The 24,339-nt window shown below is 69.2% G+C and carries 24 protein-coding genes; 17 read left to right on the forward strand and 7 right to left on the reverse strand.

Translation table 11 applies throughout. The features are described 5' to 3' along the window. Positions 1 to 2: 2 nt before the first annotated feature. Positions 3 to 1,232 (reverse strand): class I SAM-dependent RNA methyltransferase, encoded by a 1,230-nt coding sequence (locus tag OPU70_RS04875; RefSeq protein WP_042536492.1) that lies wholly within the window; start codon positions 1,230 to 1,232, stop codon positions 3 to 5. Positions 1,233 to 1,255: 23 nt separating this feature from the next. Here OPU70_RS04875 and OPU70_RS04880 point away from each other — a divergent pair, with 23 nt between their 5' ends. Both OPU70_RS04880 and OPU70_RS04885 read left to right on the forward strand, forming a co-directional pair. After that, complete coding sequence (locus OPU70_RS04880) at positions 1,256 to 1,894, forward strand: Maf family protein (protein ID WP_498557332.1); 639 nt, start codon at positions 1,256 to 1,258, stop codon at positions 1,892 to 1,894. Positions 1,895 to 1,972: 78 nt separating this feature from the next. Continuing rightward, positions 1,973 to 3,739 (forward strand): acetyl/propionyl/methylcrotonyl-CoA carboxylase subunit alpha, encoded by a 1,767-nt coding sequence (locus OPU70_RS04885; protein WP_498557257.1) that lies wholly within the window; start codon positions 1,973 to 1,975, stop codon positions 3,737 to 3,739. 55 nt (positions 3,740 to 3,794) lie between these two features. Here OPU70_RS04885 and OPU70_RS04890 read toward each other — a convergent pair whose 3' ends face one another. Beyond that, positions 3,795 to 4,676, reverse strand: coding sequence for a hypothetical protein (locus tag OPU70_RS04890; protein WP_498557258.1), 882 nt, complete (start codon positions 4,674 to 4,676; stop codon positions 3,795 to 3,797). A 115-nt stretch (positions 4,677 to 4,791) separates the two neighbouring features. Between OPU70_RS04890 and OPU70_RS04895 the strand changes: the two genes are divergently transcribed. Genes OPU70_RS04895 through OPU70_RS04910 form a run of 4 tightly spaced genes read left to right on the forward strand, consistent with a single transcriptional unit; the run spans position 4,792 to position 6,952 of the window. Then, positions 4,792 to 5,856: a hypothetical protein gene (locus tag OPU70_RS04895; RefSeq protein WP_042536489.1), complete on the forward strand. Its 1,065-nt coding sequence runs from the start codon at positions 4,792 to 4,794 to the stop codon at positions 5,854 to 5,856. Beyond that, positions 5,856 to 6,224, forward strand: a complete 369-nt coding sequence (locus OPU70_RS04900) for a hypothetical protein (protein WP_153302227.1) — start codon at positions 5,856 to 5,858, stop codon at positions 6,222 to 6,224. The genes OPU70_RS04895 and OPU70_RS04900 overlap by 1 nt, the downstream gene beginning before the upstream one ends. Beyond that, a complete protein-coding gene (locus tag OPU70_RS04905; protein WP_042536487.1) occupies positions 6,205 to 6,645 on the forward strand; it encodes a hypothetical protein in 441 nt (146 codons plus the stop codon). The genes OPU70_RS04900 and OPU70_RS04905 overlap by 20 nt, the downstream gene beginning before the upstream one ends. Before the next feature lie 10 nt (positions 6,646 to 6,655). After that, positions 6,656 to 6,952: a WXG100 family type VII secretion target gene (locus OPU70_RS04910; RefSeq protein ID WP_052492793.1), complete on the forward strand. Its 297-nt coding sequence runs from the start codon at positions 6,656 to 6,658 to the stop codon at positions 6,950 to 6,952. A 75-nt stretch (positions 6,953 to 7,027) separates the two neighbouring features. Here the strand turns inward: OPU70_RS04910 and OPU70_RS04915 are convergent, their stop codons facing one another. Continuing rightward, positions 7,028 to 8,482 carry an NAD(P)H-quinone dehydrogenase gene (locus OPU70_RS04915; RefSeq protein WP_194285947.1) on the reverse strand — a complete coding sequence of 485 codons (1,455 nt, stop codon included), beginning with the start codon at positions 8,480 to 8,482 and terminating at the stop codon, positions 7,028 to 7,030. 48 nt (positions 8,483 to 8,530) lie between these two features. Between OPU70_RS04915 and OPU70_RS04920 the strand changes: the two genes are divergently transcribed. From OPU70_RS04920 to OPU70_RS04930, 3 genes are read left to right on the forward strand one after another with little or no spacing between them, the layout of a single operon-like run. Beyond that, positions 8,531 to 9,364, forward strand: a complete 834-nt coding sequence (locus tag OPU70_RS04920; RefSeq protein ID WP_042536486.1) for a purine-nucleoside phosphorylase — start codon at positions 8,531 to 8,533, stop codon at positions 9,362 to 9,364. Next, positions 9,361 to 11,031, forward strand: coding sequence for a phospho-sugar mutase (locus OPU70_RS04925; protein WP_042536485.1), 1,671 nt, complete (start codon positions 9,361 to 9,363; stop codon positions 11,029 to 11,031). Before OPU70_RS04920 ends, OPU70_RS04925 begins: the two co-directional genes overlap by 4 nt. A 5-nt stretch (positions 11,032 to 11,036) precedes the next feature. Further along, positions 11,037 to 11,300 carry an HPr family phosphocarrier protein gene (locus tag OPU70_RS04930; protein ID WP_042536484.1) on the forward strand — a complete coding sequence of 88 codons (264 nt, stop codon included), beginning with the start codon at positions 11,037 to 11,039 and terminating at the stop codon, positions 11,298 to 11,300. 8 nt (positions 11,301 to 11,308) lie between these two features. Here OPU70_RS04930 and OPU70_RS04935 read toward each other — a convergent pair whose 3' ends face one another. Then, on the reverse strand, positions 11,309 to 13,231 hold the full coding sequence (locus tag OPU70_RS04935; RefSeq protein ID WP_309689997.1) for a BglG family transcription antiterminator: 1,923 nt from the start codon (positions 13,229 to 13,231) through the stop codon (positions 11,309 to 11,311). A 165-nt stretch (positions 13,232 to 13,396) separates the two neighbouring features. Here OPU70_RS04935 and OPU70_RS04940 point away from each other — a divergent pair, with 165 nt between their 5' ends. The 8 genes from OPU70_RS04940 to OPU70_RS04975 all read left to right on the forward strand — a co-directional run bounded on the left by OPU70_RS04940 (position 13,397) and on the right by OPU70_RS04975 (position 21,148). Beyond that, positions 13,397 to 13,714, forward strand: a complete 318-nt coding sequence (locus tag OPU70_RS04940; protein ID WP_498557259.1) for a PTS sugar transporter subunit IIB — start codon at positions 13,397 to 13,399, stop codon at positions 13,712 to 13,714. Beyond that, entirely contained in the window at positions 13,711 to 13,992 is a 282-nt protein-coding gene (locus tag OPU70_RS04945; RefSeq protein ID WP_311245848.1) for an HPr family phosphocarrier protein, read from the forward strand. Before OPU70_RS04940 ends, OPU70_RS04945 begins: the two co-directional genes overlap by 4 nt. A 56-nt stretch (positions 13,993 to 14,048) precedes the next feature. Continuing rightward, the gene (gene ptsP, locus OPU70_RS04950) at positions 14,049 to 15,674 is read left to right on the forward strand and encodes a phosphoenolpyruvate--protein phosphotransferase (RefSeq protein WP_498557333.1); all 1,626 of its coding nucleotides are present in this window, start codon (positions 14,049 to 14,051) and stop codon (positions 15,672 to 15,674) included. Next, positions 15,671 to 17,305, forward strand: a complete 1,635-nt coding sequence (locus OPU70_RS04955) for a PTS mannitol transporter subunit IIBC (protein ID WP_309690003.1) — start codon at positions 15,671 to 15,673, stop codon at positions 17,303 to 17,305. The genes ptsP and OPU70_RS04955 overlap by 4 nt, the downstream gene beginning before the upstream one ends. 67 nt (positions 17,306 to 17,372) lie before the next feature. Next, positions 17,373 to 17,804 carry a PTS mannitol transporter subunit IIA gene (locus tag OPU70_RS04960; protein ID WP_042536479.1) on the forward strand — a complete coding sequence of 144 codons (432 nt, stop codon included), beginning with the start codon at positions 17,373 to 17,375 and terminating at the stop codon, positions 17,802 to 17,804. Further along, positions 17,804 to 18,961, forward strand: a complete 1,158-nt coding sequence (locus OPU70_RS04965) for a mannitol-1-phosphate 5-dehydrogenase (RefSeq protein WP_042536478.1) — start codon at positions 17,804 to 17,806, stop codon at positions 18,959 to 18,961. Before OPU70_RS04960 ends, OPU70_RS04965 begins: the two co-directional genes overlap by 1 nt. An 85-nt stretch (positions 18,962 to 19,046) precedes the next feature. Further along, the gene (locus OPU70_RS04970; RefSeq protein ID WP_498557260.1) at positions 19,047 to 20,351 is read left to right on the forward strand and encodes a flavin-containing monooxygenase; all 1,305 of its coding nucleotides are present in this window, start codon (positions 19,047 to 19,049) and stop codon (positions 20,349 to 20,351) included. Between the two features lie 47 nt (positions 20,352 to 20,398). Next, positions 20,399 to 21,148, forward strand: a complete 750-nt coding sequence (locus OPU70_RS04975; RefSeq protein WP_042536476.1) for an alpha/beta hydrolase — start codon at positions 20,399 to 20,401, stop codon at positions 21,146 to 21,148. A gap of 33 nt (positions 21,149 to 21,181) precedes the next feature. Here OPU70_RS04975 and OPU70_RS04980 read toward each other — a convergent pair whose 3' ends face one another. Genes OPU70_RS04980 through OPU70_RS04990 form a run of 3 tightly spaced genes read right to left on the reverse strand, consistent with a single transcriptional unit; the run spans position 21,182 to position 24,292 of the window. After that, positions 21,182 to 22,039, reverse strand: coding sequence for a carbohydrate kinase family protein (locus OPU70_RS04980; RefSeq protein WP_498557261.1), 858 nt, complete (start codon positions 22,037 to 22,039; stop codon positions 21,182 to 21,184). 30 nt (positions 22,040 to 22,069) lie between these two features. After that, complete coding sequence (locus OPU70_RS04985; protein ID WP_498557262.1) at positions 22,070 to 23,173, reverse strand: polysaccharide deacetylase family protein; 1,104 nt, start codon at positions 23,171 to 23,173, stop codon at positions 22,070 to 22,072. Positions 23,174 to 23,176: 3 nt separating this feature from the next. Next, complete coding sequence (locus OPU70_RS04990) at positions 23,177 to 24,292, reverse strand: adenosine deaminase (RefSeq protein ID WP_309690014.1); 1,116 nt, start codon at positions 24,290 to 24,292, stop codon at positions 23,177 to 23,179. Positions 24,293 to 24,339 lie beyond the last annotated feature (47 nt).

Raw genomic sequence — 24,339 nt, forward strand, 5'->3', positions numbered from 1 at the left:
GGTCACCGAGTGAGCAGCGCGACGACCTCGAAGTGGTGCGAGTGCGGGAACAGATCGAACCCTCGCAGAGTCCCCACGTTCCACCCATGCGCACGGAAGGTGCCGAGGTCACGGGCGAGCGCGACGGGGTCGCACGCGACGTAGGCGATGGCTTCGGGGGCGAGCGTGTCGAGAGCGTCGACCACGGCGCGGCCGGCGCCCGCACGCGGCGGATCGAGGACGACGGCTCCTGCGCGCGTACCCGCGGGGACACCGGCGAGATAGCGGTCGACTCTCGCCGTGACGGCATCCACTGCGAGGGGCGCGAGGTTCTGCTGCGCGTGAAGGGTCGCTCGTCGGCTCGACTCGACCGTGACGATGTCGGTGCCGCCGAGATCCGCGAGCGACGCGGCGAAGAGCCCGACTCCCCCGTAGAGATCGAAGTGCTTCTTCTCGGGGTCGACATGGCCGTCGAGGATTCCGTAGACGGCGCCGTCGAGCACCGAGGCGGCACGGGGGTGCACCTGCCAGAATCCACCGGCGTCGACCTGGAACCGACGGTCTCCCACCTGCTCGTAGACGACCTCGGGGGCGGGCCGACGATGCTGGCCCCTTGCCGGGCGCTCGTCGAGGCGGTCTCGGCGGATGACCCGCACCTCGCCGTCGCCGGGTTCGACGAGGTCGACGCTTCCCGCGTCGCCGCCGGCGAGGCGCAGCGCCGCCTTCGCGACCGCCGGGCGGGCGAGCGGGTGGGAACGGACCGGGATCACGCGGTGGCTGCGCGCGGCATAGGGCCCGACCCGGCCCTCGTCGTCGACGTGCAGGGTGACCCTCGTGCGCCACCCGGTGCCGTCGGTGGAGTCGACGGCTTCGATCTCGGGGGCCTCGAGTCCGGGACCGGCGAAGCGATCGAGCGCCTCGGTCAGCACCTGACGCTTCAGCACGCGCTGCTGCGCGAGGTCGATGTGCCCGAGGTCGGCACCACCCGGCCGATCCTCCGGGGCGCGAGAGACGTCGGCCTCCGCCCAGACGTGCGGTCGGCGGTGCGGCGAAGCCTCGAGGACCTCGACCGTCTCGGCGCGCCAGAAGCTCTTCGACTCTCCGGTCGAATCCTCGGTCAGGCGCGCGCGGACCCGCTCACCGGGGATGGCGTCGGAGACGAAGACGACGCGACCTTCGTGTCGGGCGATGAACGTGCCGCCGTGCGCGATGCCGGTGATGTCCAGATCGAGCAGGGCTGGGGAGGAAGTCATCCTTCGAGGATACGGTGGTGAACATGCGCGTCTGCCTCGCCTCCACCTCTCCCGCCCGTCTCATGCTGCTGCGACAGGCCGGCATCGAACCGCTGACCCAGTCGCCCGGCGTGGATGAGGATGCGGTCGCCGCCGCTGCCGCTGCCGAACGCGGCGCCGAGCTCGCGCCGGCCGACCTCGTGCTTCTGCTCGCCCGCGCGAAGGCCGCGGATGTCGCTCAGCGGCTCGCGGAGGACGGGTCGTTCGACGGCATCGTGATCGGCGGAGACTCGATGTTCGAGATCGGCGGTCGTGTCTACGGCAAGCCCTACATGGCGGAGGAGGCGACCAGGCGCTGGCAGGAGATGCGCGGCGCCACCGGGATCCTGCACTCGGGCCACTCGGTCTTCCGGGTCTCCCCCGGCTCCGCTCCGGTCGAGGCCACCGCGACGGCGGAGGCTTCGGTGACCTTCGCCGAGGACATCACGGATGCCGAGATCACGGCCTACGTCGCCTCCGGCGAGCCTCTGCTCGTCGCCGGCGCATTCACGGTCGACAGCCTGGGCGGAGCCTTCATCACGCGCGTCGACGGAGACCCGTCGACGGTGGTCGGGATGTCGCTGTCGACCGTGCGCCGCCTCGCTGCGGATCTCGGCGTGACGTGGACCGACCTCTGGTCGTAGAGTCTCGTCGACGTTTCTCCCTCTTTCTTGTGGAGAGTCGTCAAAGCGAAAGCCACCCTTCTCGCTAGGCTGGCAAGCATGCCTGATATCGCCAAGGTGCTCATCGCCAACCGCGGCGAGATCGCCGTCCGCATCATCCGTGCCGCTCGCGACTCGGGGATCGCCTCGGTCGCCGTGTACGCCGACCAGGACCGGGACGCTCTGCACACCCGCCTCGCCGACGAGGCCTACGCCCTCGGCGGTGCCACGAGCGCCGAGACCTACCTGCAGATCGAGAAGATCCTCTCGATCGCCCGCCGTGCCGGCGCAGATGCCGTGCACCCCGGGTACGGCTTCCTCGCCGAGAACGCCGAGTTCGCCCGCGCCATCATCGGTGCAGGCATGACCTGGATCGGCCCCTCCCCCGAGGCCATAGAGGCGCTCGGCGACAAGGTCACCGCCCGTCATGTCGCCGAGAAGGTGGGCGCTCCCCTCGCCCCCGGCACGCCGGGCCCGGTCGCCGGAGCGGACGAGGTCATCGCGTTCGCCCAGGAGTTCGGTCTGCCGATCGCGATCAAGGCCGCGTACGGCGGTGGAGGCCGAGGCCTCAAGGTCGCCCGCGAGCTCGACGAGGTCGCCGAGCTGTTCGAGTCGGCCACCCGTGAGGCCGTCGCGGCGTTCGGTCGTGGAGAGTGCTTCGTTGAGAAGTACCTCGACAAGCCCCGCCACGTCGAGACCCAGTGCCTGGCTGACGCGGAGGGCAACGTCGTCGTGATCTCGACGCGTGACTGCTCGCTGCAGCGGCGCCACCAGAAGCTCGTCGAGGAGGCACCGGCTCCGTTCCTCACGGACGAGCAGAACGACCTGCTCTACTCGGCCTCCAAAGCCATCCTCAAGGAGGTCGGGTACGTCGGCGCAGGAACCTGCGAGTTCCTGATCGGCGCCGACGGCACCGTGTCGTTCCTCGAGGTCAACACCCGCCTGCAGGTCGAGCACCCCGTCTCCGAAGAGGTCACCGGCATCGACCTGGTGCGGGAGCAGTTCCGCATCGCCGCCGGCGGCAGCATCGACTACGACGACCCGAAGCCGACCGGCCACTCGATCGAGTTCCGGATCAACGGCGAAGACCCCGGTCGCGGATTCCTCCCCCAGCCGGGTCCGATCCACGTCTTCAAGACCTTCGGCGGCCCCGGCATCCGGCTCGACTCCGGCGTCACCGCCGGCGACTCGGTCTCGGGAGCATTCGACTCGCTGCTCGCGAAGATCATCGTCACGGGCAAGGACCGCGCCGAGGCTCTGGAGCGGTCGCGCCGGGCGCTCGACGAATTCGAGGTCGCCGGCCTCCCGACCGTGATCCCGTTCCACCGCAAGGTCGTCCGCGACCCCGCCTTCACCGCGGAGAACGGCGAGTTCGGCATCTTCACACGCTGGATCGAGACCGAGTTCGAGAACGACATCCCGGCGTGGGACGGCGAGCTCGAGTCTCCTGCGGCCGCCGAGAACCGCCACACGGTGGTGGTCGAGGTCGCAGGAAAGCGCCTCGAGGTCAGTCTTCCGGACCGCGTCGCCGTAGCCGCAGGCACCGCCGGACGACCGGCCGCCGTGCCGCCGTCTCGTCGCAGCCACGCCACCTCCGTCAGCGCCGGTGCTTCCGGCGACGCCGTGAAGTCGCCCATGCAGGCCACCGTCGTCAAGATCGCCGTCGAGGAGGGGCAGCAGGTCGTCAAGGGCGACCTCGTCGTCGTGCTCGAGGCGATGAAGATGGAGCAGCCGCTGGAGGCCCACAAGGACGGCACGATCGCGAACATCAGCGCGGTCGCCGGTGCGACGGTCTCGGCCGGGCACCAGCTGCTCACGATCAGCTGACCACACGCATCAGGACGAAGGCCCCCGCCTCGAGGCGGGGGCCTTCGTCGTTCCCTCAGTCCGCAGGGGCAGTCGCGCACCACTCGTCGAACAGCCCCTGCCCCGTCGGTGTCCCGAGGGCGGCGCGTGCCGCCGGCGAATCGTGGAACTCACGCAGCGCGGACCAGACGACCTGCGGGTGCGTCTTCAGCATCGCCGGGGCCACGGTGACCGTGGCGGGAACACGCATACCGTCGGACGCGGTCACGCGACCGGGGTCCACGCGGAGTCGGATCAGCGGGAGCTCATCCATTCCTCGACGGGGTTCGGTCGTGTCCGGCTCCACGCGACGGATCGCGCTCCACGGCACGTAGAGGGTCTCGGTGGCACGCATCAGGAGCACCCCGTCATGGCCGATGCCCAGCCCCATCGGTCGACGGCCGAAGGAATCGGAGCGGTATTGCGTGATGGCCGCGCGCACCGCCGTGTAGACGAACAGCGCGGCGGTCGCCGCGAGCACCGCCACGCCGAGGAAGGCCTCCGGTCGGCCGGTCAGCCCGATCCCGACCGCCACGATCGTCGCGGCCGTGAGCACGATGGCCCACACGACGCACAGCATCAGGGTGACGACGCCCGGGCGCCGCTCCGGCACGAAGTGCACGCGTGCATCAGGGCTTCCTATCCGCCCGCGCGTCAGCGTCGCCGCGTCGGCCAGACGCGCGCTCCCTGCGACGAAAGGCCTGCGGGCAGCGACGGCGAGGGCCGTGAGACCGAACAGCGCGACGAACGCCCCCGACCACAGCGGCCCCGCGGCGCCGCCGGAGAATCCGACCATGGCGGCCGCGGCGGCGAAGAGGACCACGCCGAGCCAGAGCATGCCGGTGTTGCGTCGAGGGCGACGTTCACCCCACTTCGCCGGCCATCCCTGCAACCGCGGCGATGCGAACGAATCCGTCACCGCTGCCCCTCCGCGACGAGGAGCGGCGGTTCGACGAGGGCAGTTCGCATGGCCACCATTATCGCAGCGCATTCGAAGTAGGCTGATCGCCGGACCACCACCGAGGAAGGATCGCATGTATCGGATCGACCCCGCGCGACTCACGGCGCACGCCGGCGCACTGACCGACGATTCCGGATCGACGGCCACAGCCACGACCTACGCCTCCGACCACATCACGCTCGAGTACCTCGACACTTCTTTCGTTTATTCGAAGGCTCTGTTCGCGGCTAATGAGACGGTGGAGGCGCTCAACAGCTACTTCGGCGCACTGAACACCGCGCTGACGGCATCCGCGACCGAGCTGCAGGGCACGGCGACCCGATCACTCGAACTCGACGACGCGATCGAAGCCGACCTCGACCGGAACTATCCCGGCGGGGGCGGCAGCGGTGCCACGACATCGGCGGACGATGCGTCGTCCGGTTCGCCCCACAACGCAGTGGACGAGCTGTCCCCTCCGGCCACGGAGACTCCGGAGGATCTGGTCTCCACCATCCTCACGACCGACTGGCTGAGCCCGTCGTCGGTGCTGGCCCAGGTGCTGGACTGGATCTTCGACTGGAACTACCTCGACGTCATCTCCAAGAACTTCAGCGGCGATTGGAACAAGCTGTATGAAGTCTCGGACTCGCTCCGCAAGCTCGGCGCCTACACCGGCACCCAGGGCGACAACGTGGCCTACGAGATGGCCGTGACCGCCGGATCCTGGACCGGGGAAGCGGCGACAGCCGCGAACGCGTTCTTCACCGACCTCGCGGAGCTCCTCCGTGAGGCGGGCACCAAGATCGCCGAGCTCGGACCGGAGTTCGAGATGGTGGCGCGGGGCATGATCAGCACGGCTGCACTGGTGAGCGGCATCTTCTCGAAGATCCTCGACGCCGCACTCGTGGCCGCCGTCTGCATCGCGGCGGGCACAGTGACGATCGAGACGGTCGTCGGTGGAATCCTCGGCTACCTCTGCGGTGGCATCGAGATCGGATACGCCCTGTGGCTCGCCAAGTCCGCCTACGACACCGTGCAGTCCGTGCTGACCTTCTTCGACGCGCTGAACGCCTCGGTGGGAGTGCTGAGCTCGCTGCTCGCGGGCGGCACCGACCTCCCCCTCCCCGTCGGATACGACAATGCGCAGGTGAACTGATGATGGACGACCCCTCGATCTCTCCCGAAGGAGAAGTCCCCGGCCAGCCCCGCGTGCTCGGCACCGCTCAGGCCGGAAGTCCCCTCGACCTCCGCGCCCGCGAACTGCTCGCACGCCTGAGCCGCGATCCGCAGATGGACGAATCGGTGCGCAATCGCGCTCAGGCGGCGCTCGCCGGACGCGCGACGCTCCGCGACGTCGCCCAGACCCCGGCATTCGCCGCGCGGATGGAAGAGGCGGGCCGCCTGCTCAAGGCCGCCCTCGCCGATATGGACGACGAGCAGCGAGAAGCCGTGCGAACGGCCTTCCTGTACGGACCGGGCGACCGCTCCGACACGACCGGTTCGGGTGACGACCGTGCGCGGTGAGCGCGCGCTCGCGGTCGTCGGCACCGCACTCGCCGCGATCCTGCTCAGCAGCTGCTCGTCTTCCGCGGAATCCTCGCTTACCGTGCAGTTCGAAGAGGGCGAAGGACAGACCGTCTCGGTTTCAGATCTGCAGTGCGTCACCTCAGGCGATCGATTCACCGCATCCAGCGCGCAGGACCGCGTCGGCGAGCTCTCGGCGTTCACCGCGTCCATCACCGGCGCCTCGGACGCGACCACCTGGATCAGCCTCGGAGACGACCGGTGGCTGCTGACGACGGACGCGTTCGAGCATGACGGCGCGGTGACGTTCGACAACGCCGAAGCCCGAATCGGCACGTCCGCCGAGGGGTATCCGGCCGAACTCGAGACGTCGGCGACACTCGACGGCACACTGACCTGCACATCGCAGAACGACTTCTGAGGGGAGTGAGATGGACAGTCGAATCATCTCGATCGAGCACGACCAGCTGGACGCCGCGTGCACCGAGATCTCGGAGCATGTGAGGCAGATCGACGCCGAGCTCGATCGACTCGAGGCTGCGGCGGACGCGCTGTCCTGGCAGTGGTCAGGAGAGGCACAGGTCGCCTATCGTGTGGCGCAGCGCGAATGGCACCAGTCGATGCGCGAGATGACGGCGATCGCACATGCGCTGTCCGCGATCGCCCATCGGGGCAACAACAGCTTCCGTGCGCAGGATCGCCGCGACGCGTCCGTCTGGGCACGCTGAGGCGAGCCGTCGGACTCGCACCGGTACCGTCTTCGCAGACGACGGTACCGGCCGCGGTCCGACCGTCTCGACGAGCTACGAGATCTTCGCGTTGACGAGGTGCATCGCCCGGCTCGCGTCGGTGATGCTGCTCGACAGCGACGGGTACGCCGCGAACACACGCGAGACCTGGTCGACCGTCAGACGGCGTTCGACCGCGACGGCGATCGGGTAGATCAGCTCGGATGCCTTCGGTCCGACGATCACGCCGCCGATCACGGTGCCGGAGCCCTTGCGGGCGATGAGCTTCACGAAGCCGTCCTTGATGCCCATCATCTTGGCCCGTGGGTTCGCGGCGAGAGGCAGCTTGTAGACGAGCCCGTCAGCCACGCCGTCCTCGACGTCCTTCTCGGAGTATCCGACCGTCGCGATCTCGGGCGCGGTGAAGATGTTCGATGTGATCTTGATCAGCTCGAGCGGGATCACGATGTCGCCCAGCGCGTGGAAGACGGCCGTGCGGCCCTGCATCGACGCGACGGATGCCAACGGGAAGAAGTTCGTGCAGTCGCCGACGGCGTAGACGTTGGGAACCGAGGTGCGAGCCACGCGGTTGACGCGGACGTGTCCGCTCTCGTCGAGTTCGACTCCCGCATCCTCGAGGCCGATGCCCGCGGTGTTGGGGATCGATCCGACGGCCATGAGGCAGTGGCTGCCGTCGACCGTGCGGCCGTCCGACAGGGTCGCCGTCACGCCGTCCTTCGTGACCTCGACCTTCTCGGCTCGGGCCTTGGAGAGCACCGTCATGCCGCCGCGCTTGAAGACCTTCTCGAGCACGCGCGCGGCATCCTGATCCTCGCCCGGAAGCACCTGGTCGCGGCTGGACACCAGGGTGACCTTGGCGCCGAGGTTCATGTAGGCGGAGGCGAACTCGGCACCGGTCACACCGGATCCGACGACGATCAGGTGCTCGGGCAGAGCCTTCATGTCGTACAGCTGCGTCCAGGTGAGGATGCGCTTGCCGTCGGGCTTCGCCGAGTCCAGCTCGCGCGGCGACGCGCCGACGGCGACGATGATCGTGTCGGCCTCGATGCGGTCGAAGTCCGTGCCGCCGTGACCGGTCGAGACGATGATCGCGTTCGGGCCCTCGAGGCGCCCGTGTCCCGAGAGGATGCGCACTCCGGCCTCGAGCAGGGCGGAGCGCATGTCCTCGGACTGCTGCCCGGCGAGGGCGATGAGGCGCTTGTTGACGGCGGCGAGGTTGATGGCGATCTCGGGCTTCAGCGGCTTGCCGTGCTCGCCCTTCGCGTAGAACTGCACACCCAGGTCGGATGCCTCCGAGATCGCGATGGCCGCATCGGCCGTCGCGATCAGGCTCTTCGAGGGCACGACGTCGGTGAGGACCGCCGCACCGCCGACGCCCACGCGCTCGACCAGGGTCACCTCGGCTCCGAGCTGGGCGGCGGCGAGCGCCGCCTCGTAGCCGCCGGGACCGCCGCCGAGCACGGCGACGCGCTGAGTGCGCTCAAAAGGGGTGGAAGACATGATCTCCATTCTTCCGCAATCCTGGCCCCCGAGCCTGCACCTTCCTAGAGTGGATCCATGTCCGAAACACACAGCAACCCCCTCGACGACCCGAATGCGAACCCGTTCGAGGTCGCAGCCGACGCAGCCGCCGACATCGCGCGCCTGACCGGAGTCGAGAAGCACGACATCGCCCTGACCCTCGGCAGCGGCTGGGGCAAGGCCGCCGACATCATCGGCGAGACCACAGCGACCATCCCCGCCACCGAGGTGACCGGCTTCTCGAAGCCCGCTCTCGAAGGGCACGTGGGCACTCTGCGCAGCATCCGCACCCCCGACGGCAAGAACGTGCTCGTCATCGGCGCCCGCACCCACTACTACGAGGGCCACGGCGTGCGCCGGGTCGTGCACTCGGTGCGCACAGCCGCAGCCACGGGGGCGAAGATCATGGTGCTCACCAACGGTGCAGGCGGCGTCCGCGAGACGTGGACCCCCGGCCAGCCGGTGCTGATCAGCGACCACATCAACCTCACCGCCGACTCGCCTCTCGAAGGGGCGACCTTCATCGACCTCACCGACCTCTACTCCCCGCGCCTGCGTGACATCGCCCGCAGTGTCGATCCCTCGCTCGACGAGGGCGTCTACACGCAGTTCCGCGGCCCGCACTACGAGACGCCGGCCGAGGTGCAGATGGCGAAGCACATCGGCGGCCACATCGTCGGCATGTCCACCGCCCTCGAAGCGATCGCCGCACGCGAGGCAGGCATGGAGATCCTCGGGTTCTCGCTCATCACGAACCTCGCAGCCGGCATCCAGAAGACGCCTCTCAGCCACGCGGAGGTCATCGAAGCCGGCCGCGAGGCCGAGCCGGTGATCTCGGCGCTGCTGGCCCGAGTGGTCGAGGCGCTGTGAACGACGAGCGCCTGGCGCAGGCGCGCGCCTGGATGAGACAGGACCCGGATCACGAGACCCGCGACGAGCTCGCCGCGGTCATCACCCGCGCGGCCTCCGGCGACGAGGCGGCGGCCGCCGACCTCGACGACCGCTTCGGCGCCAGACTCGCGTTCGGCACGGCAGGGCTCCGCGGGGCGCTCGGCGCCGGCAGCAACCGCATGAACCGCGTGCTCGTCGCACAGGCGGCCGCGGGTTTCGCCGCCTACCTGCGCGAGAAGTCGCACGGCCGCACGCCGACGGTCGTCATCGGCTATGACGGCCGCCGCAACTCCCGGGTGTTCGCGACCGACTCCGCCGAGCTGTTCGCCGGGGCAGGTCTGCGAGCGATCCTCCTCCCGAGGCTGCTGCCGACACCCGTGCTCGCCTTCGCGGTGCGCCACCTGGGCGCGGACGCTGGCGTCATGGTGACGGCATCTCACAACCCGCCGAACGACAACGGCTACAAGGTCTATCTGGGCGGCGCCGACCAGGGTTCGCAGATCGTCGCACCCGCCGACGCCGAGATCGCCGCGCACATCCAGCGGGTCGCCGACGCGGATGACGTCTCGGCCCTGCCTCGCTCCACCGACTACGAGACGGCGGGTGAGGACGTCGTCGAGGCGTACGTGGCAGCGACAGCCGCGATCTCGCCTGCGCCTGCAGGCGCATCGGACCTCCGCTGGGTCTACACCGCGATGCACGGGGTCGGCTGGGAGACGCTGTCGAAGATCGTGTCGGCCGCCGGATATCCGCAGCCGATGGTTGTCGAGGAGCAGCTGACGCCCGACGCGACGTTCCGCACCGTGTCGTTCCCCAACCCCGAGGAGCCGGGGGCGATGGACCTGTCGTTCGCTCGGGCGCGCCGAGTGCAGGCGGACTTCATCATCGCGAACGATCCGGATGCCGACCGCCTCGCCGTGGCCATCCCCGATGCGTCCTCCGAGAGCGGATGGCGTCGCCTCACCGGCAACGAGGTCGGACTCCTGCTCGGTGCGCGCGCAGCTCGGGCGGCTGCGGGCACTCCCGGGGCCTCGCTGGCCTGCTCGCTCGTCTCCTCCCCCGGCCTCGGCGCCGTCGCCGCGCACCACGGCCTCGACTTCCACGAGACGCTCACGGGCTTCAAATGGATCTCCCGCGCCCCCGGCATCGTGTTCGGGTTCGAGGAGGCCCTCGGGTACCTCGTGAACCCCGAGACCGTGCGCGACAAGGACGGCATCTCGGCCGCCGTCGCGGTCCTCGGTCTCGCGGCCGAGGCTCATGAGCGCGGGAAGTCGCTCGCCGACCTGATGTCGGAGCTGGGCGACACCTACGGCCACTTCGCCAGCGGACAGGTGTCGGTGCGCGTGCAGGATCTCTCGGTCATCGGCAGTGTGATGCTGTCCCTGCGCACGATCCCGCCGCGGCAGCTCGGTGGCCACGCCATCGCCTCTGCGGAGGATCTGCTGCACGCCGACGAGGGACAGCCGTCCGGCGATGTGCTGCGGTACAGGCTCGCAGACGGCTCGCGCATCATCGTGCGTCCGAGCGGCACCGAGCCGAAGCTCAAGGTCTACATCGACGCCACCGCCGACTCTGCGGAGCGGGCGAGTGCGACGGTCGCGGAGCTCGAGGCCGCAGTGCGCGTGCTCCTGGAAGAACGCTCGTAGGCCGCATGCCGAGAAGACATGTCGTGATCAGCGCGCACAACGGGGTGCACGCGCGCCCCGTCGCCGAGCTCGTCAGGCTCGTGCAGGCGCACCCGCACGTCGTGACTCTGCGCACGTCGTCGGGCGCAGTCGTGGACCTCAGCAGCGTTCTCGCGCTGATGGACCTCGCACTCGCGCCCGGCGACGCGGTGGTGCTCGAGACGGCGGAGTCGGCGGATGCCGAATCGGTCCTCGACACCCTGGCAGGCGTGCTGGATCCTCGGGCCTGACGCGGTCGTCAGCCGTCGATGACGGCGACGAGCTCGTCGAGGAATGCCTCGAAGGTCGTGCCTCGGCGGAGGATCCGCTGCACGCTGTCTCGTTCGCTGAACACCTCGACGAGCTGCTCGAACACCGTCTGGAATGCGGCGCGGTCGCTCTCGCTGAAGGCGGCGAGGGCGACAACCTGCACGCGCCCCTCACCCCAGGCCGCCGATCCGTCGGCGACGCCGATCGCGATCGCGGTGCGCGTCGCGGTCATCTGCAGCGCGTGCGGCACCGCGAGGGCGTCGGTGAACGCCGTCGATGACATCCGTTCGCGGAGGATCGTGTTGTCGACGTAGTCGTCGCCGATGAGACCGGCATCGACGAGCAATCCGCCCAGCCGCCGGATGATCGCCTCCTCGCCCTCATCGGGCAGCGGGTAGACGAAAGCATCGGCGACGAAGTAGCGCGCGAGCTCGGCGCGGAGCCTCGTCAGGCGCCGCGCACGCCTGACGCGCGCTGCGGCCTGCTGGATCCGATCGACATCGGCATCAGTGAGGAACGGCTGGATGCGCACGAAGCGATCTCCCGACGCCCCCGGTTCGATCGTGCTGAGCACCAGATCGGTGTCGAACGATGCCCAGTCCGGGTCGACCTTGGTGATGACGCTGGTCACCTCGATCGCTGAGCCCAGGGAGCGGTCGACACTCGAACGCAGCAGCTCGTGGAGCTCGTAATAGCCGGGACACACGATGGTCGCTGTGAGGATCGACTCCGCCTTGCGGCTGCGCTCGAGGCGGCCGCCGACGTGCATGGCGATGTATGCGATCTCGTCGTCGTGGATCGGCGTGCCGAGTCGGTCGTGCAGGCCGCTGGCTATCGAGACGGCCACCTCGAAGATCATCGGATACGAGGTCTTGAGCGAACGGGTCAGCGGATTGCGCGTCAGCGCGCTCTCCTCTGCTCGCCGCATCAGATTCTGCACGTGCAGGGCGAGGCGCAGCACGAACGTCTCGTCGACCAGATCGACCTGGAAGTCCTCCGCCGCCCTCGCGATCTCGGCTCGGACGGCGGCCTCGACCCGCGGGTCGACGCCGCTGCGGGCGACATCGCCCGCAGCGTCCTCTCCCGGTGCCACGATGCGGGTGAGCACAAGGGACGCGAGATGGCCGCTGTCGCCGTCTCCGAGCGTGACAGAGAAGTGCTGCTGAGCGAGGCGGGCGATCACGGCGCCGACCCGCGGGATCTCCTCGCGTGCGCCGGCGGGCCCCGACTCGAGCGCATGCCCTGCGGCGACCCTCTCGGCGGCGATGGCGATGTGCAGCAGGACGTCGGAGATCGCGAGCTCGTTGACGTAGTAGCCCTGCTCGCCGAGCTCGCGCACCAGCTCGGATTTGAAGGGCGCGACGGCATCGGCGGCGATGACCCCTCCGGCGAGCGCTCGCCGGAACGTCTCGGGGTGGAACGACGCGGCGTCCATCTCGTCGTGCGCCAGCCGAGACAGCAGGCGCCGCTGTGCCGCCTCGTTGCCGCGGAGGCGCACGATCTCCCGGTCTCTCTCGAGGGTGAGATCGGTGCCGTCGATCAGGGCGCGCACGCGGGCGAGGTCGGCTTCGAGAGTGGCCTCACTCACGTGCAGCGCCTCGGCCGTGGTGAAGACGTCGACGCCGTCCGGCACATCCAGCAGCGTGCGCACGAGACCGTGCAGGCGGTCGCGCGGAGCGGACTCACCGCTCTGACGGGCGCGCAACGCGTTCCGCGCCCCTGACCCGGCGCGGTACCCGGCCGGGCCCGATTCGACGGCATCCGCCGCTCCGGTCCTCGCATTCAGGGCGGCGACGTACGAGCGGATGCTGCGCGGGGTGACGCCGAGCTGATCCGCGAGGTTCGCTGCCGTCACCCACTTCTCCTGTCGGAGCAGAGACGACAGGAGCTGGTCCTGGCGCTGTCGCGACATGATGCTCCCTCCTCCGTGCCGACTGCACTGTCCTGACGTGACTTCCATGATGTCAGGAAGGCGGGGGGCCCGCTCCGAAACCGATGTTCCGCAGGGGCGGAAAGGAACCTGTTGGCGACCGCACCCCGATTCTTCCCAGACTGTTCTCAGGAAAGGTGAGCATCGATGAAGATCCTCGTGGTGTGCGGCGCCGGTGCGTCGAGCACGTTCGTCGCGCAACGACTCCGCCGTGCGGCGTCCGAAGCGGGCCTCGACTGGGACGCCGCCGCCGGAATGGAGCAGTCCGTCGCCGGCAGCGACCACGACCTCATCCTCGTCGGTCCTCATCTCGCCGATCGCTTCGAAGCGATCCGCCGTGCCGCACCCGCTCGGGTGGCAGTGCTCCCCGACGACGTCTTCGCCGATCGGGACGGCACCCGCACGCTCGCGCTGGCGCGGTCGATCGTCGCCGACGCCAGGAACACCCCGAAAGGAACATCATGACCGTCTCCCGCACCGTCCGCATCGGCTCATCCCATGGACTCCACGCCCGTCCGGCGAAGCTGTTCGCGCAGGCCGCCAAGGACTCGGGGATTCCCGTGACCATCGCGAAGGACTCGGGCAAGGCGGTCAACGCGGCCAGCATCCTCGGGGTGATCGCGCTCGCGATCGAGCACGGCGACTACGTCACGCTGACCGCTGACGGCGACAGCGCCGAAGGCGTGCTCGACACGCTCACCGAACTGCTCACGACCGACCATGACCAGGACGCCGGCGCGTGAGCGAGCTCAGAGGAGTCGGGATCGGTCTCGGGGTCGCCCAGGGCGTCGTCGTGCGGATGACCGAGGCGCTGCCCGCTCCCGAGAACACCCCCAGCACCCAGGGCATCGATGCTGAGCGCGCACGGGTGCGCGAGGCCGTGGCCGCAGTCGCCCAGGAGCTCACCGCACGCGGTGAGGCGGCCGGCGGCTCGGCGCAGGAGGTGCTCGAAGCGCAGGCGATGATCGCCGAGGACCCGACGCTGCAGGACGAGGTCGACACCCGCATCGACGACGGTGCGACCGCCGAATGGGCCGTGCACGACGCGTTCGCGGGCTTCCGCGCGACGCTCGAAGCCGTCGGGGGCTACCTCGGGGAGCGTGCAGCCGACCTCGATGACATCGCCCAGCGCGTGCTGGCCCGCCTTCGCGGCGTCGATGCGCCAGGGGTCCCCGACCCGGGGCATCCGTTCGTCCTGGTCGCCCGCGACCTCGCCCCGGCGGACACCGCGCTGCTGAACCTCGATCAGGTGCTGGCTCTGGTCACGTTCGACGGCGGACCCACCTCGCACACGGCGATCCTCGCCCGCGAGAAGGGCATCGTCGCGATCGTCGGCGCGGCATCCGCATCCGACCTCGTCACCGGCAGCCATGTCATCGTCGATGCCGCCGCCGGGATCGTGACCGTCGATCCTTCCGACGACGAGAAGACGCGCGCTGAACAGCGCGCAGCCGCCCGCCGCTCGGCGGACGCCGCACCGCTTACCCCCGGCGCCCTCGCCGACGGCACGCTGATCCCGCTGCTGGCGAATCTGGGGAAACCTGCAGACGCATCCGATGCCGTCGAACGCGGGGCCGAGGGCGTCGGGCTGTTCCGCACCGAGTTCCTGTTCCTCTCGTCGGCCCAGGCGCCGACCGTCGAGCAGCAGCGCGAGTCGTACCGCGAGCTGCTCGCGGCCTTCCCCGGCCAGAAGGTCGTCGTGCGGATGCTGGATGCCGGTGCCGACAAGCCGCTGGCCTTCCTCAACGATGCGCACGAGGAGAACCCCGCGCTCGGTCTGCGCGGACTGCGCGCACTCCGAGCGAGCGAGGACATCCTGCGCGAGCAGCTGACCGCTCTGGCAGAGGCGGATGCCGTCACCGAGGCCGACCTGTGGGTCATGGCGCCCATGGTCGCGACCGTCGAGGAGACCGAGTACTTCACCGCGCTCGCCCGCGAGTACGGCCTCAAGACCGCCGGCGTCATGGTCGAGATCCCGTCCAGCGCCCTGCTCGCCGACCGGATCCTCGCGCATGCGGACTTCGCATCGATCGGCACGAACGACCTCACGCAGTACACGATGGCCGCCGACCGCATGCTGGGTTCCGTCGCCGGATTCCAGGACCCGTGGCACCCCGCCGTGCTCAGGCTCGTGCGCGAGGTCGGCACAGCAGGAGCCCGCCTCGGCAAACCCGTCGGGATCTGCGGTGAAGCTGCCGCCGACCCGATGCTGGCCGTCGTGCTCGTGGGGCTCGGCGCCACGAGCCTCTCCATGGCGCCGTCAGCCCTCGCAGACGTGCGGCACACCCTGTCGCAGCACACTCTCGACGAAGCCCGCAACTTCGCCGAACTCGCACTGGCGGCCGACGACGCCGCCGGTGCTCGCCTCGCCGTGGCTGACGCCGCGGCATCCCTCCCCCCTCACCAGAAAGAGACGACATCATGACGACGACGTCACCGGCCGCCACGAAGGCAGGCGGCCTCCGAACGGGCGTGCAGCGCTTCGGCACGTTCCTGTCCGGAATGATCATGCCCAACATCGCCGCGTTCATCGCGTGGGGATTCATCACCATGCTGTTCATCCCGAAGGGCTTCTTCGGAGCGGAGAGCCCCTTCGGCTGGCACTGGGCCGGCGTCGCCGAGATCGTCGGAGGCGGTGGCGATTCCGCCGTCTTGGGCTGGCAGGGTGCGATGACCGCGGTCGCCGAGGGCGCCGACGGCAACGTCCTCGCGTATGTCGGCCTGGTAGGCCCCATGGTCACCTACCTGCTCCCGCTCCTCATCGCCAACACCGCAGGCCGCATGGTCTACGGCGAGCGCGGCGGTGTCGTGGCGACGATCGCCACCATGGGTGTCATCGTCGGCACGAACATCCCGATGTTCCTCGGCGCGATGATCATGGGACCGATCGCGGCCTGGATCACCAAGCGCATGGACAGGCTGTGGGACGGCAAGATCCGCCCCGGCTTCGAGATGCTGGTGAACAACTTCTCCGCTGGCATCCTGGGCATGGTCCTGGCGATCCTCGGCTTCTTCGCCTTCGGCCCGGTCATGCTCGGCATCAGTGCGGTGCTCGGCGGCGCCGTCGACTGGCTCGTCTCCCTGAACCTGCTCCCGCTGGTCTCGATCATCGTGGAGCCCGCCAAGGTGCTGTTCCTCAACAACGCCATCAACCACGGTGTGTTCACGCCGCTCGGCATCGAGCAGGCGGCTGAGACCGGAAAGTCGATCCTGTTCCTCATCGAGGCGAACCCCGGTCCCGGCCTCGGCCTGCTGCTCGCCTTCACGTTCTTCGGCGTCGGTGCGGCGAAGGCCTCTGCCCCGGGTGCGGCGATCATCCAGTTCTTCGGAGGCATCCACGAGATCTACTTCCCGTACGCGCTGAGCAAGCCGACCACCATCCTCGCGCTGATCGCAGGTGGCGCGGCCGGTGTCACGACGAACATGGTCCTGGGTGGCGGACTGGCCTTCCCGGCAGCACCCGGCAGCATCATCGCCGTCACCGCGGCGGCCGTCGGAGGCGGTGTCGGCAACCTGCTGGTCGTGTACCTGTCGGTGGTCATCGCCGCCGTCGTGACGTTCCTCATCACCGGCGTCATCCTGCGCGCATCGCGCAAGCGTGACCTCGAGGCCGAGGGAGACAGCTTCGGCGACGCGATCGCACAGACCGAGGCGAACAAGGGCAAGTCCTCCGCCGCGATGGACGCTCTCCGCGCGTCATCCGGCGCGGGTGCTGCCGGCGCAGCCGCCGGTGCGGGCGCAGGTGTCGCCACCGACCGCCGCATCGAGAACATCGTGTTCGCCTGCGACGCCGGCATGGGCTCGTCGGCCATGGGCGCGAGCGTGCTGCGCAACAAGTTCAAGAAGGCAGGGGTCGAGGGCGTCACCGTCACGAACCAGGCCATCGCGAACCTCGACGGCACCGCCGACCTGGTCATCACGCAGCAGCAGCTGACCGACCGGGCGCAGGCGCAGTCGCCGAACTCGATCCACGTGTCGGTCGACAACTTCATGAACTCTCCGAAGTACGAAGAGGTCGTCGAGATGGTGCGCGAGCAGCGCGACTCCGGCGCGTGACAGACCGGGCGGGGCGGGTGCCACGGCATCCGCCCCGCCCCCACATTCTCAGAAAGAAGGAATCACCATGAGCGTTCTCACCCTCGACCAGGTCCGCATCCACGCAGGCTCCAGCACTCAGCAGGAGGCGCTGCAGGAGGCGACCGACATCCTCGTATCCGTCGGTGCCGTCACTCCCGCCTACGTCGACGCGATGCGTCAGCGCGAAGAGACCGTCTCGACCTACATGGGCAACGGTCTGGCGATTCCGCACGGCACGAACGACACCAAGGATGCGATCCTCGCCTCGGCTCTCTCGGTCGTGCGCTACGACGGCGGCGTCGACTGGGCCGGTGAGCCCGCGACCTTCGTGATCGGCATCGCCGGACGCGGCGACGAGCACCTCGAGATCCTCTCGCAGATCGCGATCCTCTTCTCCGACGAGGACGACGTCGCCAAGCTGAATGCCGCGCAGACCCCGGACGAGCTGTACGCACTCCTCTCGGCGGTGAACGACTGATGAAGGCCGTCCACTTCGGAGCGGGCAACATCGGCCGAGGTTTCGTCGGCCTGCTGCTGCACGAGGGCGGCTACGAGGTCGTCTTCTCGGACGTCGCCGACGCCCTGGTCGATGCGATCAACGCTGTCGACTCGTACACCGTGCACGAAGCCGGTCCCGGCGGCACCGACCACGTGGTCACGGGCTTCCGCGCCGTGAACAGCAAGACCGATCCGGAGACGGTCGCCGACGAGGTCGCGACCGCCGATGTCGTCACGACGGCCGTCGGGCCGACGGTCCTCCGTTTCGTCGCTCCGACGATCGTGGCAGGGCTCGCCCGCCGCTCGGCCGGCGCCGCACCGCTGCAGGTGATGGCGTGCGAGAACGCGATCGGCGCGACCGACACCCTTCGCGCCGAGATCGAGAAGGCGGCGGGAGTGGATGCCGAAGAGCTGCTCTCCCGCGCGGTGTTCGCGAACACCGCAGTCGACCGCATCGTGCCGGGACAGCCCGCGGACGGCGGAGTGGATGTCACGGTCGAGCCGTATTTCGAGTGGGCGATCGAGTCGGAGGCCTTCGGCGGCGCGTTGCCGAAGATCCCCGGAGCGCATTTCGTCGAGAACCTCGCGCCCTACATCGAGCGCAAGCTCTTCACGGTGAACACCGGGCACGCCGCGACGGCGTACTTCGGCGCTCGTGCCGGCATCGAGCGCATCTCGGACGCGCTGGCGGATCCCGACATCGCCGCTCGCGTGTCGGCTGCGCTCGAAGAGACCTCCGCGGTCCTGGTCGCCGAGCACGGCCTCGACCCCGCCGAGCTCGCCCAGTACCGCGCGACGATCCTCGAGCGGTTCCGCAATCCCGCGCTCGTCGACACCGTGCAGCGCGTCGGACGACAGCCGCTGCGCAAGATCTCGCGGCACGAGCGGTTCATCGGCCCCGCGGCGATGGCCGCCGAGCGAGGACTCTCCACCATCGCACTGGTCGGCGCCGTCACCGCCGCGCTCGAGTTCGAATCGCCCGACGACGAACAGGCGGTCGAGATGCAGGAGGCCCTCCGCACCGAAGACGCTCTCGCCTTCACCTCGCGCACGACGGGACTGGATCCCGAGCATCCGCTGTTCCCTGCGGTTCGCGACGCCGTCGTCTCGCGTCAGACGGCTCTGAACGCCTCCTGAGCGCCGCGGCACGCATCGCCTGCGCCCTCTGCCGATACGATCGGCGGAGGGCGCAGGTGCGCGCACAGCGAGGTGCGGGAGCAGCATGAACAGATACGCCGTCATCGGCGCGGGGCCGTCAGGACTCGCTGCCGCCCGAGCGCTCACGAGACGTGGGATCGGCGTCGACGGATACGAGGCCGCGGCAGGGGTCGGTGGACTCTGGGACATCGACAACCCGCGCAGCACCATGTACGAGTCGGCGCACCTGATCTCCTCACGTACCACCACCGAATTCACCGAGTTCCCCCTGCGATCGACGGTCGACTACCCGGGCCACCGCGTGCTGCGGCAGTACTTCCGCGACTATGCCGACCACTTCGGGCTCACCGACCGCTTCCGGTTCGAGACGAGGGTCACCCGTCTCGAACCGCAGGGCGGCGGCTGGGACCTCACCAGCGACGGCCCCGAGGGCGAGCACACCAGGTGGTACGCCGGCGTCGTGCTCGCGAACGGCACTCTGGCCGAGCCGAACATCCCCGCCTTCCCGGGCACCTTCACCGGTGAGCTGATGCACACCAGCGCCTACCGGTCCCCCGCCCAGCTCGCGGGAAGGCGCGTGCTCCTGATCGGCGCGGGCAACTCGGGCTGCGACATCGCGGTGGATGCCGTGCATCACGCCGCGTCCGTCGACATGAGTGTGCGTCGCGGCTACTACTTCGTCCCGCGGTATCTCTTCGGCCGCCCGAGCGACACCCTCAACCAGGGTCGTCCGCTGCCCGCACGCATCAAGCAGGCCGTCGACAGCCGCGTGCTGCGGGCATTCACCGGCGACCCGGTGCGCTTCGGCTTCCCGAAGCCCGACTATCGCATCTACGAATCGCATCCGATCGTCAACACCATGATCCTCAACCACCTCGGCCAGGGCGACCTGCGCATCCGCCCGAACATCGACAGTTTCGACGGCTCGACCGTGCGGTTCCGCGACGGCACGGCCGACGACTACGACCTGGTGCTCCTCGCGACCGGCTACACGCTCGACTATCCGTTCGTCGACCGCGCGCATCTGCACTGGCGCGGCGCGGCCCCTCGGCTGTTCCTGAACATCTTCCCCGCCTCGTTCAACGGCCTGTACGTGATGGGAATGATCGAGGCATCCGGCATCGGCTGGCAGGGACGATACGAGCAGGCCGACCTGCTGGCGACCTATCTCGACGCCCTCGAGCACGACCCGGACACCGCGACCCGGTTCCGAGACCGGGTGACCTCGCAGCCGTGGCCCGATGTCACCGGTGGCTATTGCTACCTCGGACTCGACCGCATGGCCTACTACGTCAACAAGGACGCCTACCGCGGTGCCGTCCGCCGCGAGAAGCACGCGCTGGAAGACCGGACGGGGCGGCGGCCCTGATCCTCGCGGCAGAGGCCGTTCACATGCGCAGGCTCTAGCCTTGATCCGTGCAGAAGAAGCGTGGCCGTCGTGTCCTGAAAGTGATCGTCTGGGGACTCGTCGCCGTCCTCGTGCTCGGAATCGGCGGCATCGTCGCCTGGAGCCAGATCGGGGTGATGCCCGCCGAGAAGGCACCGCTGGCGAGCGTCCGGGAGAACCCGGCGATCCACGTCGAAGACGCCGAGCAGGGAATCGTCCTCACCCCCGCCGACGGCGAGTCCGAGACGGGTCTGGTGTTCATCCCCGGGGCGAAGGTGGACCCGTGGGCGTACGCCGCGATCCTGCAGAGCCTCGCCGAGGAGGGCGTGACGGTCGTGATCACGCGCCCGTGGCTGAACCTCGCGTTCTTCGACCTGCGCGGCCTGGATTCCTTCACGTCGGCGGCTCCCGACATCGACGAGTGGGCGGTCGGAGGTCACTCGCTGGGCGGCGTGCGCGCGTGCCAGCTCGCCGCAGACGCCGATGCGCTCGTGCTGTTCGGGTCGTACTGCTCGAACGATGTCTCCGACACCGACCTCGCAGTGCTGAGCATCTCGGGCAGCGAAGACGGGCTCTCGACGCCCGAGAAGATCGACGCGGCCCGCGACCTGCTCCCCGCCGACGCCGAGATGGTCGAGATCGAGGGCGCATCCCACGCGTCATTCGGCGACTACGGCCCTCAGGCCGGCGACGGGACGCCGACCATCGCGGACGACGAGATGCATGCCGAGGTCGCCGATCTCCTGAACCCCTTCATGGCTGAGCTCTCCCAGGGCTGATCGGCTCTCCGCCCGCGTCCGAGACCCCCGGTGTCAGACGATCACGGGATCGAGCAGCGGATGCAGGTGCCTGGTGCCGAGCACCCCCGACGCCGTCCGCGCGCCCGCGCGGAGAGCCGACGGCACGTCGGCGCCGGAGAGCCGGGCGTCGAGCACACCGGCGAGGAAGGCGTCGCCGGCGCCGTTCGTGTCGACGATGTCGACGGGCACGGCCGCGACGCGGTGCTCCACGCCGTCTGCATCGATCGCCACAGCGCCCTCCGCGCCGAGCGTGCACACTGCGAGCGACGCTCCCGCCGAGATGCGCGAACGGAGAAACGCCACCGGATCGGCGAGGCGGTCGGCGTTGCAGAACACGATGTCCGCCGCATCGAGGAACGGTGTGTGGAAGTCGGCCTCGCCGTCGTAGTCGTGCACGTCGACCCAGATCGGGCGCCCGGTGGCGCTGGCCGCGGGAAGGAGCCTCAGGGGCTCCGCCGCGAGGTCGAGCACGATCGCATCGGCCTCTCGCATCGCAGAGACCAGAGCAGCGTCATCGGCACCGCCGGTCGCCGAGGGCGACGCGAGATAGAGCGACACGCGCTCGCCGCGACGGGTCATGAGGTTGAGATGGCGCTCCGTGACGTCTCCCTCACCCCACAGGGTGGCCACACCTGCCCGTTCGAGAGCACCCCGCACGCGCTGACCCGGTTCGTCCTCCGCACTCACCGCGTACAGCAGCGTGGGGCGTCCGAGCGCGGTGAGGCTGAGCGCCTTTCCGGCACTCGTGCCGCCGGTCGTCTCCCACGAGTCCTCGGCGAACTGCATGTGGGGCACGGGCTCCGGCAGGCGATCGAGCACGACGATCGAGTTCCACGAGACGGGGCCTGCGATGAAGACGGATGCGGTCATGGCTCCATCCTGCCCCGTGCGGCCGCCTGATCAGCCGATCCGCTTGATCAGCGAGTCCAGACCCATTCCGTAGTCGATGCGCACGACCGGCAGCGCGAGCTTGTCGGTGCCGATCTCGACGTACCCGAATTCGATGGTGCGGGCCATCTCGAAGCCGGCCTGTGCGACACCCTGCTTCGCGGTGTCGTTGTAGTGCCCGAACGGATACGCGATCACCTCGCGCACCCCGAGCACATCCCCTGAGAGATTCAGGTCGGCCGCGATCTCGTCGGCCGTCCAGTTCGTCATCCGGCCCTTGCCGTTCTCGCCGGCCTGATGCATGTCGTGGGTGTGCGAACGGCGCAGCACGTAGATCGACGGCGGCGGATCCTGCCGGTAGGCCGTGATCATGAACGACGTCGACAGGAGCTTGTTCCGCTCGATCACCGGAACCGCCAGATCGAACCAGGTCTGATCGGCGTCGTCGTCGGTGATGATCACCGAGCGGGCGGGCAGCGAGAGGCGCCCGTCGATGAACGCGCTGAGCTCGTCCCAGGTCGGAAGATAGAACCCGGTCGTCGCGATGTGAGTCATCTGCGCGTCGAAGTCGCCGATGTACGCGTAGTTGCCGCGCAGCCACCCCGTCTCGCCGTCCGGGTTCGTCGTGAACTGGTGGTACATCAGGATCGGCACCTGCACATCGGCAGCGGCGTTCGCCTCGGGGGTCGTCCACCCGGCGAACAGTTCGGTCTGCTGATCGACGCAGGCGACGGGGTCGGCGCCGTTCACCCGCGCGGCGACGGTGTATGCGGCGGCATCCGCCTCGGTGGTGTACCACCCCGCGAACACCCGCCCATCCTGCACGGGGATCGGAAGCGCCGCGTAGAGGGCGTCCTGCCTCTGCAGCATGGGCTCGGCCGGGGCCCCCTCGCCGAAGAAGCTCACCGCGCACGCCAGCGGATCGTCGGCATCGGCGAGCAGCTGCTGAGCGGGTGTCAGCAGACGCTCGATGACGTCTGCACCGGCGCGCGGAACGCTCTCCTCCGGCGCTCGCGTCGACCAGGCGTATGCTGCTGTCGCGCCTGCCGCGAGCACGACGACGGCGCTGATGATGAGTGCGACCCCGATGCGGCGTCGCTTCCCCCCGGAAGCCATGATCTAGATGTCGAACCCGTCGGCGATCATCTCCACGAGCTCTTCGCGCTCCTCGACGGGCAGGAAGGCTGCGGCCGCGGCGTTGAACTGGAAGGTCTCGAGATCGTCGAGGTCGTACTCGAACGTCTCGACGAGGTTGGCGAGCTCGCGCGTGAGAGACGTGGCGCTCATCGTGCGGTTGTCGACGTTCACCGTGACGGCGAAACCGAGCTGGTAGAGCAGGTCGAAGGGATGATCGGCGAGGGTGTCGCCCCACGCAGCGATCGCCCCGGTCTGCAGGTTCGATGACGGCGAGAGCTCGAGCGGGATCTCGCGGTCGCGCACCCAGCGGGCGAGGTCGCCGAACTGCACCTGCACCTCGTCGCCCTCCTGGGTGATCACCTGCAGGTCCTCGGCGATGCGCACGCCGTGGCCGAGGCGCAGAGCTCGCCCGTCGATGAGCGCCGAACGGATCGAGGCCGAACCGGCGGCCTCTCCCGCGTGCACCGTGACGGGGAAGAAGTTCTCTGCCAGGTAGTCGAAGGCGGCTCGATGGTTCGAGGCGGGGAATCCGTCCTCCGGGCCGGCGATGTCGAATCCCACGGCCCCGCGTCCGCGGAACCCGACCGCGAGCTCTGCGATCTCGCGCGAGCGGTCGGTGTGACGCATCGCTGTGATCAGCTGGCCGACGCGGATGCTATGCCCGTCGCGGTCAGCGGCGTCCTCGCCCTCCTCGATGCCCTGCTGCACGGCCTCGACGGCCTGCTCGAGCGAGAGACCGCGGGTGAGGTGCTGTTCGGGCGCCCAGCGCACCTCGCCGTAGATCACTCCGTCGGTCGCGAGGTCCTGCACGAACTCGCGTGCGACGCGGGTCAGCCCCTCCGTCGTCTGCATGACCGCGGTCGTCAGATCGAACGTCTTGAGGTACTCGACCAGAGAACCCGAGTCGCTCTTCTTCGCGATCCACTTGCCGAGAGCGGCCGGGTTCGACTCCGGCACATCGACGCCGATCGCATCCGCCAGTTCGACGATGGTCGACGGGCGCACTGCGCCGTCGAGGTGGTCGTGCAGCGACACCTTGGGCAGGCTGCGCAGAGACGCTCCCTGGATGGTGACATCGCCGTTCGCGTCGATCGACATGGGGATTCCTCTCGGTCGCGGATTCGCTGTGTTCAGGCTAGCGGTCC

The sequence above is a fragment of the Microbacterium sp. SWDP-B6 genome, assembly GCF_059803615.1.

Bases quoted from the DNA above. Each gene is read 5' to 3' on its own strand.
- OPU70_RS04875 (WP_042536492.1), bottom strand. From the start codon at position 1,232: ATGACTTCCTCCCCAGCCCTGCTCGATCTGGACATCACCGGCATCGCG.
- OPU70_RS04880 (WP_498557332.1), top strand. From the start codon at position 1,256: ATGCGCGTCTGCCTCGCCTCCACCTCTCCCGCCCGTCTCATGCTGCTG.
- OPU70_RS04885 (WP_498557257.1), top strand. From the start codon at position 1,973: ATGCCTGATATCGCCAAGGTGCTCATCGCCAACCGCGGCGAGATCGCC.
- OPU70_RS04895 (WP_042536489.1), top strand. From the start codon at position 4,792: ATGTATCGGATCGACCCCGCGCGACTCACGGCGCACGCCGGCGCACTG.
- OPU70_RS04900 (WP_153302227.1), top strand. From the start codon at position 5,856: ATGATGGACGACCCCTCGATCTCTCCCGAAGGAGAAGTCCCCGGCCAG.
- OPU70_RS04910 (WP_052492793.1), top strand. From the start codon at position 6,656: ATGGACAGTCGAATCATCTCGATCGAGCACGACCAGCTGGACGCCGCG.
- OPU70_RS04915 (WP_194285947.1), bottom strand. From the start codon at position 8,482: ATGGAGATCATGTCTTCCACCCCTTTTGAGCGCACTCAGCGCGTCGCC.
- OPU70_RS04920 (WP_042536486.1), top strand. From the start codon at position 8,531: ATGTCCGAAACACACAGCAACCCCCTCGACGACCCGAATGCGAACCCG.
- OPU70_RS04930 (WP_042536484.1), top strand. From the start codon at position 11,037: ATGCCGAGAAGACATGTCGTGATCAGCGCGCACAACGGGGTGCACGCG.
- OPU70_RS04935 (WP_309689997.1), bottom strand. From the start codon at position 13,231: ATGTCGCGACAGCGCCAGGACCAGCTCCTGTCGTCTCTGCTCCGACAG.
- OPU70_RS04940 (WP_498557259.1), top strand. From the start codon at position 13,397: ATGAAGATCCTCGTGGTGTGCGGCGCCGGTGCGTCGAGCACGTTCGTC.
- OPU70_RS04945 (WP_311245848.1), top strand. From the start codon at position 13,711: ATGACCGTCTCCCGCACCGTCCGCATCGGCTCATCCCATGGACTCCAC.
- ptsP (WP_498557333.1), top strand. From the start codon at position 14,049: ATGACCGAGGCGCTGCCCGCTCCCGAGAACACCCCCAGCACCCAGGGC.
- OPU70_RS04955 (WP_309690003.1), top strand. From the start codon at position 15,671: ATGACGACGACGTCACCGGCCGCCACGAAGGCAGGCGGCCTCCGAACG.
- OPU70_RS04960 (WP_042536479.1), top strand. From the start codon at position 17,373: ATGAGCGTTCTCACCCTCGACCAGGTCCGCATCCACGCAGGCTCCAGC.
- OPU70_RS04965 (WP_042536478.1), top strand. From the start codon at position 17,804: ATGAAGGCCGTCCACTTCGGAGCGGGCAACATCGGCCGAGGTTTCGTC.
- OPU70_RS04970 (WP_498557260.1), top strand. From the start codon at position 19,047: ATGAACAGATACGCCGTCATCGGCGCGGGGCCGTCAGGACTCGCTGCC.
- OPU70_RS04980 (WP_498557261.1), bottom strand. From the start codon at position 22,039: ATGACCGCATCCGTCTTCATCGCAGGCCCCGTCTCGTGGAACTCGATC.
- OPU70_RS04985 (WP_498557262.1), bottom strand. From the start codon at position 23,173: ATGGCTTCCGGGGGGAAGCGACGCCGCATCGGGGTCGCACTCATCATC.
- OPU70_RS04990 (WP_309690014.1), bottom strand. From the start codon at position 24,292: ATGTCGATCGACGCGAACGGCGATGTCACCATCCAGGGAGCGTCTCTG.